The following is an 8,513-nucleotide window of genomic DNA, read 5'->3' as shown; positions in this document are numbered from 1 at the left end:
CCCCACCCTCCCCCACATCCGGCCCGCACTCCCCCCCCCCCCCTCCCCCCCCCCCCCCCCCCCCCCCCCCCCCCCCCCCACCCCCCCCCCCCCCCCCCCCCCCCCCCCGGGCCGTTGGTGGGGAAGTTCCCGGCGCTCCGGGAGGTCAGGCGCCGGCGCCCGCCCGGGCGTCCTGCGCGGCGAAGAACTCGTCGGCGATCGCCCTGGTCCGCGGCAGCTCGGCGACCGGCTCGCCGATCACCCGCCCCGCCAGCTCCGTGGCCAGCCGGATCACGTCCTCCCGCAGCTCGGCCTCGGCCAGCACCCGGTCCGCCGCCAGCTGCACCTGGGCCTCGGCCAGCATCCCGTCCCGCAGCGCCTGCCCCTCGGCCCGCAGCCGCGCGATCAGCGCCGCCCCCTCCTCGGTGGCGGTCTGCCGGATCGCCGCCGCCTCGTGCCGCGCCGCGAGGAGCTCCGCCTGGAACTCCTCGTACACCCGCCGGGCCTCCGCCCGCGCCTCCTCGGCCCGCTCGACACCCCCCTCGGTGGCGTCCCGCCGCTCCCCCAGCACCTTCTCGATCCGCGGCAGCAGCACCGCTCCGAGGATTCCGAATATCAGGAAGAAGCAGACGAGTCCGATCACCAACTGCGCTGGATCAGGCTTCAAAGGTCCCATGGCCTCATGGTAGTTGAGCCTCCCTCACTCAATCCAGATGGGGGCCTTCACCCGGGTCCGTGCTGGTCGGGCGTGCGTCGACGGCGGGGAGCAGCAGCAGCTCGCCCGGGATCAGCACCATGGCGGTGGTCCCCCCGTCGGAGCCCCGCTTCGATCGGAGGGACGGGGACGTGGGTGGCAGATGGCCCGGAGGGGATGTCTCGGGGGCGCTGTCCCCGCTCCGTCCCCGCTCGGGGGCAAAGGGGACAAAATGACGGCAGCGCAAGGCGCCGGCACCGGGCACGAGGAAACGGCAACAGCAAAGAGAGCCAGGTCAGTTGGTGTCTGACCTGGCTCCTTCGTCGGTGGGCCACCAGGGGCTCGAACCCTGAACCTACGGATTAAAAGTCCGCAGCTCTGCCAATTGAGCTAGTGGCCCGCGGCCCTGCGCCCCGGAGGATCCCGGGTGGAGAGGGCCACGGCGATCCTACCCGGTGGGCCCCAGGGCTCCGCCAGTGGATTGGGTGGGCGCGCCGGGGGCCGGGGCTGCGGGCGGGGGCGGGGCGTAGTGGGCGGCGCGGACGCGGCGCAGCCAGGCCTCGGCGGGGCGGGGGTCGGGGGCGTCGGGCAGGACGCCGGGGCGGGCGAGCCGGTCCGCGGCCTCGGCGAGCAGCTGTTCGGCGGTGGCGGGGCGGTCGGCGATGCGTTCGCCGAGCTCGCGGACGCGCTCGGGGTCGGGCAGCCGGATCAGGTTGCGGCCGGTGCGGTGCAGCCGGACGGCCTGCTCGACCAGCCGGACGAGGTGCCGGGCGTGCTTGGCGGCCCGCCGGCGGGTGGCCGGGTCGGTGGTGTCCCGGGTCAGCAGCTTGCGGAACTGCTGGTCCGCGTAACCGAGATAGGCCCGGCGGACGGCGGGGGCGCTGAGGAAGCTCGACCGGATCGCGACCAGTTCCCGGCCGAGCGGGGTGGCGGTCTCGTACAGCTCCTCGGGCAGCCAGACCAGTTCGGAGGCGGTCGGGTTGCAGGACAGCGCCAGGCGGCACCACTTGGCGGCCTCGTGCAGGGTGACGTCCGGCTCGGTGGTGACGTGCGACTCGGCCGGGCGGTGCAGGCCGTGCAACTCCTCGGTGGGGACGGCGAACAGCCCCAGCCGGTCGACGTCGGAGCCCGCGTGGGCGAAGCCGTAGGCGGTGGAGCCGACGATGCCGGAGAGCAGCACGGTGCCCGAGAGCAGGACAGTGCCGGAGAGCGGCACGGTGCCGGGTGCGTCGGTCATGCGTCCTCCTCTCGATCACCGGATCCGCCGGGTACCGCATCCTCCCCGGAACGGGCCGCGCCGGGCGAGCGATTTCCGGTCCGGGGCCCGCCCGGCCGCCGATACTGGGCCCATGGAGCACGATCCCCGCCCGGAAGCCGTCGGTGTCGAGAAGCTGCGGGCCTGGTGGTCGCACCGGCAGTGGCTGGACCGCCCGCACCCCGGCGCGTCCGCCGCCGAGGTGCTGGCCGCGACCGGCTGGGCCCGCTCGGTCGGCGGCGCCGCCCCGTACCTGGGCCTGTTCGCCCGTGCCGGGCTGGGGCGGGCGGCCGTGGACGCGGCGGTGGCCGAGCTCTCGGTGCACGAGCTGCCGTCCGCCCGGGGCTGTACGTACCTGCTGCCGGCCGCCGACTTCGCGCTCGGCCTGGCGGTCGGCGCGGCCGCCCCGGAGGGCGAACTGGCGGCCGCGGCGAAGCACCTGGGTGTCGGCCGGGACGAGGTGGAGCAGCTCTGCCTGGCCGTCGAGCGGGCGCTCGCCGACGGCGGGCCGCTGGATCCGGCCACGATCCGGGCGGCGGTCGGCGACGCCGTCCGGCCGCTCGGCGAGCCGGGCCGCAAGCGCGGCCTGGCCACCACCCTGCCGCTCGCCCTCGGACTGCTGCAGTCGCGCGGCCGGATCCGCCGGGTGCCCGTCAACGGCCGCCTGGACCAGCAGCGTTACGGCTACGTCGGCTGGGACCAGCCGGTCGCGGGGGACGCCGTGGACCTCGCCCGCCGCTACTTCTCCTGGGCCGGGCCGGCCACCCTCGGGCACTTCCGCTGGTTCTCCGGCTTCTCCGCGGCCACCGCCCGCCGGGCCGTCGCCGAGGCCGGCCCGGTGCCGGTCGCCCCCGGTTCGGACCTGCTGCTGCCGCCCGAACTCGCCGAGGAGTTCGCCGGGTTCGAGCGGCCGGCCGAACCGCACTACACCCTGCTGGCCGGCATCGACGGCATCCACCTGCTGCACCGCGACCTGTCCTGGCTGCTCGACCCCGCCGACGCCGCCCGCCCGCTGCCCGCCGGCCGGGCCGGGCGCACCTTCGGCGGCGAGACCGACCCGCAGACCCACCTGGTGCTGGACCGCGGCCGGATCGTCGGCCTGTGGGAGTACGACACCGAGCGGGCCGAGATCGTCCACCAGTCCTTCGTCCCGCCGGATGACGCGCTGCGCGCCGCGGTGGCCCGCACCGAGGCGTTCGTCCGGGACGAGCTGGGCGACGCCCGCGGGTTCAGCCTCGACTCGCCGAGGAGCCGCGCCCCCAAGGTCGCCGCGTTGCGGGAGGCCGCCGCGCGGGGGTGGCCGGCCGGGTAGCGTACGGCCCATGTCGAACACCAGCACCGACGAAGTCCTGCTCGTCACCGGCGCCGGCCGCGGTATCGGCGCCGCCACCGCCCTGCTGGCCGCCCGCCGCGGCTACCGGGTGTGCGTCAACTACCGTACGGACGAGGCCTCGGCCGCCGCCGTGGTGGACGCCGTCCGGGCCGAGGGCGGCACCGCGATCGCCGTCCGGGCGGATGTCACCCGCAGCGCCGAGGTGGAGCGGCTGTTCGCCACCGTGGACACCGAACTCGGGCCGCTCACCGGGCTGGTGAACAACGCGGGCACGCTGGAGCGGCAGTGCCGGCTGGAGGAGATCGACGAGGAGCGGCTGAACCGGATCTGGGCGGCGAACATCACCGGCCCGTTCCTGTGCGCGGCCCAGGCCGTCCGCCGGATGTCCACCCGGTACGGCGGCCGCGGCGGCGCGATCGTCAACGTCGGCTCGGCCGCCTCCCGGATCGGCTCGCCGAACGAGTACGTCGACTACGCGGCGGCCAAGGGCGCGGTGGACTCGATGACCCGCGGCCTGGCGCTGGAGGTCGCGGCCGAGGGCATCCGGGTCAACTGCGTGCGCCCGGGCCTGATCCACACCGGCATCCACGCGCTCGGCGGCGAACCGGGCCGGGTCGACCGGGTCGCCCCGGGCCTGCCGATGCGGCGCGGCGGGGAGCCGGAGGAGGTCGCCGAGGCGATCCTGTTCCTGCTCTCCCCGGCCGCCTCGTACACCACGGGGGCGTTCCTGGAGGTCTCCGGCGGGCGTTGACGGCCCCGGCCGGGGGGCGGGGATTCGGCGAACGGTCCTCTCCGGTTTCCTTCCCCCCGCTCCGTCCGCGCCCGTACCGTGGGGCCATGACCGCTGCCTTCATCGACATCGCCGGTGTGCGCAACTTCCGTGACGCGGGCGGGATCGGCGCCCTGCGCCGGGGCGTCCTGTACCGCTCCGGCTCCCTCCACACGCTCACCGAGGAGGGCGCCCGGAAGCTCAAGGAGCTCGGCCTGCGGACGGTGATCGACCTGCGCAGCCCGTTCGAGCTGGAGGTCTGGCCGGACCAGCGGCACGGCCTCGACCACGAGTCCCTCAACCTGCCGACCCTGCCCGCCAACCGCGAGGACCTCGACCGGCCGTGGCCCGAGGACCAGGCCGCGCTCTACACCTTCATGCCCGAGACGGCCGGCCCCTCGCTCGCCGCCGTGATCCGCCGGCTGGCCGCACCGGAGGCCGTCCCGGCGATCGTGCACTGCGCCGTCGGCAAGGACCGCACCGGCCTCACCGTCGCCGTCCTGCAGTCCCTGCTGGGCGCCTCGGACGCCGACATCACCGCCGACTTCCTGCGCTCCAACGCCGGCCTCGGCCTGGAGGACGGCCCCACCCCGTACATCGACGAGACCGGCACCGAGCGGGTCTCCCGCCCGGTCGACGCCGACCTCATCGCCTCCTCCCTCGCCTGGATCCGCACCCACCACGGCACCGTCCCGGCCTACCTCGCCGCCCACGGCACCACCGAGGCCGAGCTCGCCGCCCTCCGGGCCAACCTCTCGGCCTGAGGGCGGCGGCCCCGGGTCAGGGCCCCCGGCCCCGGGGCAGGCCCCGGCTCCCCGGGGGTCAGTCCTGGCGCTCGAACCGCCACCACTGGGTCGGGGCGTCGGTGTCCTCCCACTGCTGGACACCGGCGTCCGTGGCGGTCAGCGGCTTGCCGCTGATGAAGCTGGTGACGGTGTAGGTGCCCGGGGCGTCCACGTGGGCCTCCAGCAGCCACTCCTGGGCGCCGAAGGCGTTGGCGGACCACTGCTGGACGGGAACGCCGTCGTCCGGGGAGGCGCCGGTCACGTCCAGGCGCTTGCCGCTGTTGACGTTCTCGATGTGGAAGAGCGCGCCGCCCGGGTGGACGGCGGTGAGCCGCCAGAGCTGGGCGTCGGTGCCGTCGGCCGCGCCGAGGCGGATCCGGGCGCCGCTGCGCCGGGAGGTCTCCGCGACCTCCAGCAGCAGGCCGCTGCCGACGTTGCGGATCCGGTAGCGGCCGTCGGTGACCGCCCGGTCGGCCGTGCTGTCAGGGGCGCTGTCCGTCATGGCCGCAGTCTCGCACCCGCGGCTGACAGCCCGGCCCCCACCCACGGCTGACAGCCCGGCCGGCTGCGCCTATGCTGCGGCGGATGTCCTCCCAGAACCTTCCGCCGACCCGTCAGCAGCCCACCCTCCTGGAGGCGGTGGCCGAGCTGGAGGCGGTGGTCGCGGCCGGTGACGACGAGGGCTTCGGCCCGGCCCTGAGCCTGGTCGGCGGGCTGTTCGGCCCGGCCGGCCCGGCCGAGCGGCGGGCGGCCGGCCCCCGGCTGGCCGCGCTGCTGCCGGACGCGCCGCCGTTCCCCCGGGCGCACCTGGCGATGGTGGTGGGCGCCTGCGTGGAGTCCGGTGCCGATCCGGTGGCCTGCGCCGGCCCGGTGCTGGCCGGTCTGCGCGGGGCGCTGACCGGTGCCCAGCGGCTGGTCGAGCACTGGGCGCGGACCGGCGGCGGGCCGCTGCCGGACCATGAGGCCGACGATCCGGCCGAGGCGCACGCCCGGATCGAGCACCCGGAGCACCTCGACCCCTGGCAGGCGCACCTGGCCGTGGTCGCCTGGTGGACCCTGCACCTGTGGCAGCAGGCCGCCTGGGCGGTGTACGCGCACCCGCCCGTCCGGGCCGAGGCCCGCGCCTCGGGCGTCACCGAGGTGCTGCTGGAGCTGTTCGACCGGTACGGCGGCGAGCGGCACGACTTCAAGGGCCTCACCCACCTGGCGCTGGTGCTCGACGACGAACCGCTGCTGGTCCTCGACCGCCCCACCGGGACCGGCTACCTGCTGCGGATGAGCGGCCTGAGCGACACCTTCCAGCTGCACACCCTGCTCGCCGACGTGCTGATCGGCGGCGGCCACCTGCCCGGCCTCCCGCAGGACCCGGAGGTGGTGGCACTGGCCCGGACGGCGTTCCCGGACGGCCGCCGGCTCACCGCCACCGGCGCCTTCAACCTGGTCGCCCCGGACGGCTCCTGGCTGTGGAACGAGGGCACGCCCAGCGACGTCCCGCTGCTGGACGGCGTGCGCACCCTGGTGCTGGAGCCGCTGCCGTACGAGCGCAGCTGGTCGGCCGGGCGCTTCCTCCCGGAGGTCCCGGGGGACCTCCGGCTGGAGCGGGTGCTCGACCCGGCGGAGGCGGCCCGGCTGCTGGCCCGCACGGTGCCGGGGGTGCCCACCGCGGCGGCCTTCGGCTGAGTCCTCCGGGGCCCCGGCGGGCCGCTCCGTTCACCGGGTTAGGGTCGGAAGCCGACACGTCCTTACGAGCCCCACGAGTGGAGTCGACGATGGCGAAGGTCCCGAACGCGCTCGCATCCGCCGCGCCCGCCGCGCTGACCGCGGCGAGCGGCCTGGTCGGCGGTTACGGCGTGGCCCGCTGGAGCGGCCGGCGCGAGCTGGGCGGCGCGGTGCTGGCGATGGCCGGGGCCGGCGCGGCCGCGCAGTGGCGCCGCAGCTCGGGCACGGCGGCCGCGGCGGCGCTCACCGGCCTGTACGTGGCGGCCTTCGGCGGTTCGCACCCACTGGCGAAGCGGATCGGCGCCTGGCCGTCCGTGTTCGCCGTCACCGGGGTGGTCGCGGCGGCTTCGACGGCCGCGACGGTGCTCTCCGCGCGCAAGCGCTGAGCCTCTCCGCCCGCAAGCGCTGAGCCGCCCGGCGCGCGAGCGCCGAGCCGCCCGGCCGGTTCAGGACGGGACGACCGCCGGACCGAACCGGGCCTCGAAGGCCGCCCGGTTCGCCGAGACCGGCGCGCGGTCCCACACCGCGAACACCACCCGCTCGAACGCGCCCCCGTACCGGGCCAGCGCGCCCTCGAAGGCCTCGGCGACCTGGGCCGGGTCGTTGCGGAACACCCCGCAGCCCCAGGCGCCGAGCACCAGGGCGCGGACCTCGTGCCGGGCCGCCGCCGCGAGCACCCGGACGGCCCGCTCGGCGAGCACGCCCCGGACGTCCGTACCGGCCGAACGCCGTTCCAGCTGACCGGCGTTGGGGGCGGGCGAGGTCAGGAAGGTGACCGGGTACGGCCGGGCCAGCAGGCCGCCGCGGCCGTCCCGGACCACCGGCACGCCGGGCGGGACGACGACCCGGTGGCTGTACCGCAGGTCCGTCGAGGCCCGGTGCGCCTCGTAGTAGTCCGGCGCCTCCAGCAGGCAGCTGTACAGCAGCGCGCTGCGGCACAGGTCCTCCTCCTGGGCGCGGGCGCCGCGCAGGTACCCGCCGCCGGGGTTGCGTGCGGAGGCGAAGTTCAGCACCCCGACCGGCCCGGCCCCGGCCGCGACCAGCCGCCGGGCCGCCTCGACGCTGCCCTCGGCCGTGACCTCGACCGGCCCGCCCACGGGCCCCCGCTCCCCGGCGGCCAGCAGCGCGTCCAGCCCCTCCGGGGAGTACGACACCGTGCCGGCCCGGGCGGCCGCCAACTGCTCCCCCACCTGCACGAGTTCGCCCCCGGCCGTCCGGTAGCTCCCCCGCGCGGCGATCTCCTCGTTCTCCCGTGCCACGTCGTGCAGTCTGCTGCTCATGTCCGTGACGCTACGGGACTACCCTCAGCGCGCGCCACAGGTTATTCTCACTTCCAGAACAACACCTCGGGGGGCGAGCGGTAACGAGGTGTGGGGGGTATCGGGGGATACCGGGGGAACACGAAGGGCCCGCTCCGGGGGACGGAGCGGGCCCTTCGTGTGTGGTTCAGTCAGCCGGCCGGCGGTCGATCACCGACCGGGCCGCACGACCTCGTCCGAGGTCAGTTCTTCCAGCGCGGCTTGCGGTCGTCGCGGTTGAAGCCGCCGCCGTTGAAGCCACCGCGGTCACGGTCGCCGAAGCCACCGCGGTCACGGTTGAAGCCACCGCGGTCGGCCTGCGGACGGCCACCGGCGCGGTGGTCGTCGCGGCGCGAGAACGGACGGCTGTTGCTGCCGCCGCGCTCGTCGCGGTCCCGGCCGAAGGACGGGCGGTCGCCGAAGGAGCGGGCCGGACGGTCGCCGAAGCCACCGGTGCGGCCGCCGCGGTCGTCACGGTCACGGTTGAAGCCGCCCGAGCGCTCGCGGTCACCGAAGCCACCGGAACGGCCACCACGGTCATCGCGGTCACGGTTGAAGCCACCCGAGCGGCCACCGCGGTCGTCACGGTCACGGTTGAAGCCACCGGAACGCTCGCGGTCACCGAAGCCACCGGAACGGCCACCACGGTCATCGCGGTCACGGTTGAAGCCACCCGAGCGG

At 76.1% G+C, this 8,513-nt stretch carries 9 protein-coding genes, 1 tRNA gene and 1 pseudogene; 5 read left to right on the top strand and 6 right to left on the bottom strand.

All coding sequences use genetic code 11. The features are described from left to right. Positions 1-145: 145 nt before the first annotated feature. The 3 genes from ACZ4W5_RS32290 to ACZ4W5_RS32280 all read right to left on the bottom strand — a co-directional run bounded on the left by ACZ4W5_RS32290 (position 146) and on the right by ACZ4W5_RS32280 (position 1,910). Positions 146-655: a F0F1 ATP synthase subunit B family protein gene (locus ACZ4W5_RS32290; RefSeq protein ID WP_402487285.1), complete on the bottom strand. Its 510-nt coding sequence runs from the start codon at positions 653-655 to the stop codon at positions 146-148. A gap of 345 nt (positions 656-1,000) precedes the next feature. Continuing rightward, positions 1,001-1,073: transfer RNA gene (locus tag ACZ4W5_RS32285), tRNA-Lys, on the bottom strand. A gap of 48 nt (positions 1,074-1,121) precedes the next feature. Next, positions 1,122-1,910 carry a nucleotidyltransferase domain-containing protein gene (locus ACZ4W5_RS32280; protein WP_465658546.1) on the bottom strand — a complete coding sequence of 263 codons (789 nt, stop codon included), beginning with the start codon at positions 1,908-1,910 and terminating at the stop codon, positions 1,122-1,124. 112 nt (positions 1,911-2,022) lie between these two features. Between ACZ4W5_RS32280 and ACZ4W5_RS32275 the strand changes: the two genes are divergently transcribed. From ACZ4W5_RS32275 to ACZ4W5_RS32265, 3 genes are all read left to right on the top strand, one after another. Then, on the top strand, positions 2,023-3,240 hold the full coding sequence (locus ACZ4W5_RS32275; protein WP_465658545.1) for a DNA glycosylase AlkZ-like family protein: 1,218 nt from the start codon (positions 2,023-2,025) through the stop codon (positions 3,238-3,240). A gap of 10 nt (positions 3,241-3,250) precedes the next feature. Further along, positions 3,251-4,012, top strand: coding sequence for an SDR family oxidoreductase (locus ACZ4W5_RS32270; RefSeq protein WP_465658543.1), 762 nt, complete (start codon positions 3,251-3,253; stop codon positions 4,010-4,012). An 86-nt stretch (positions 4,013-4,098) separates the two neighbouring features. Further along, complete coding sequence (locus tag ACZ4W5_RS32265; protein WP_360237843.1) at positions 4,099-4,794, top strand: tyrosine-protein phosphatase; 696 nt, start codon at positions 4,099-4,101, stop codon at positions 4,792-4,794. 58 nt (positions 4,795-4,852) lie between these two features. On the opposite strand, the gene ACZ4W5_RS32260 is transcribed toward ACZ4W5_RS32265, so the two are convergent. Beyond that, positions 4,853-5,317 carry an RICIN domain-containing protein gene (locus ACZ4W5_RS32260; RefSeq protein ID WP_465658541.1) on the bottom strand — a complete coding sequence of 155 codons (465 nt, stop codon included), beginning with the start codon at positions 5,315-5,317 and terminating at the stop codon, positions 4,853-4,855. Between the two features lie 83 nt (positions 5,318-5,400). Here ACZ4W5_RS32260 and ACZ4W5_RS32255 point away from each other — a divergent pair, with 83 nt between their 5' ends. Beyond that, positions 5,401-6,495, top strand: coding sequence for a hypothetical protein (locus ACZ4W5_RS32255; protein ID WP_465658539.1), 1,095 nt, complete (start codon positions 5,401-5,403; stop codon positions 6,493-6,495). A gap of 89 nt (positions 6,496-6,584) precedes the next feature. Continuing rightward, positions 6,585-6,920, top strand: a complete 336-nt coding sequence (locus ACZ4W5_RS32250) for a hypothetical protein (protein ID WP_465658537.1) — start codon at positions 6,585-6,587, stop codon at positions 6,918-6,920. 60 nt (positions 6,921-6,980) lie between these two features. Here ACZ4W5_RS32250 and ACZ4W5_RS32245 read toward each other — a convergent pair whose 3' ends face one another. Together ACZ4W5_RS32245 and ACZ4W5_RS32240 are read right to left on the bottom strand one after the other, a co-directional pair. After that, complete coding sequence (locus tag ACZ4W5_RS32245; RefSeq protein WP_465658536.1) at positions 6,981-7,814, bottom strand: TIGR02452 family protein; 834 nt, start codon at positions 7,812-7,814, stop codon at positions 6,981-6,983. 221 nt (positions 7,815-8,035) lie between these two features. Continuing rightward, positions 8,036-8,513: pseudogene (locus ACZ4W5_RS32240) on the bottom strand (DEAD/DEAH box helicase); the annotation flags it as partial.

This window comes from Kitasatospora sp. NPDC029367, assembly GCF_055569135.1.
Note: the sequence above shows the minus strand (reverse complement) of the source record. Positions and strands in the feature narration are given on the sequence as shown.

Bases quoted from the DNA above. Each gene is read 5' to 3' on its own strand.
- ACZ4W5_RS32250 (WP_465658537.1), top strand. From the start codon at position 6,585: ATGGCGAAGGTCCCGAACGCGCTCGCATCCGCCGCGCCCGCCGCGCTG.
- ACZ4W5_RS32270 (WP_465658543.1), top strand. From the start codon at position 3,251: ATGTCGAACACCAGCACCGACGAAGTCCTGCTCGTCACCGGCGCCGGC.
- ACZ4W5_RS32280 (WP_465658546.1), bottom strand. From the start codon at position 1,910: ATGACCGACGCACCCGGCACCGTGCCGCTCTCCGGCACTGTCCTGCTC.
- ACZ4W5_RS32245 (WP_465658536.1), bottom strand. From the start codon at position 7,814: ATGAGCAGCAGACTGCACGACGTGGCACGGGAGAACGAGGAGATCGCC.
- ACZ4W5_RS32290 (WP_402487285.1), bottom strand. From the start codon at position 655: ATGGGACCTTTGAAGCCTGATCCAGCGCAGTTGGTGATCGGACTCGTC.
- ACZ4W5_RS32255 (WP_465658539.1), top strand. From the start codon at position 5,401: ATGTCCTCCCAGAACCTTCCGCCGACCCGTCAGCAGCCCACCCTCCTG.
- ACZ4W5_RS32265 (WP_360237843.1), top strand. From the start codon at position 4,099: ATGACCGCTGCCTTCATCGACATCGCCGGTGTGCGCAACTTCCGTGAC.
- ACZ4W5_RS32260 (WP_465658541.1), bottom strand. From the start codon at position 5,317: ATGACGGACAGCGCCCCTGACAGCACGGCCGACCGGGCGGTCACCGAC.
- ACZ4W5_RS32275 (WP_465658545.1), top strand. From the start codon at position 2,023: ATGGAGCACGATCCCCGCCCGGAAGCCGTCGGTGTCGAGAAGCTGCGG.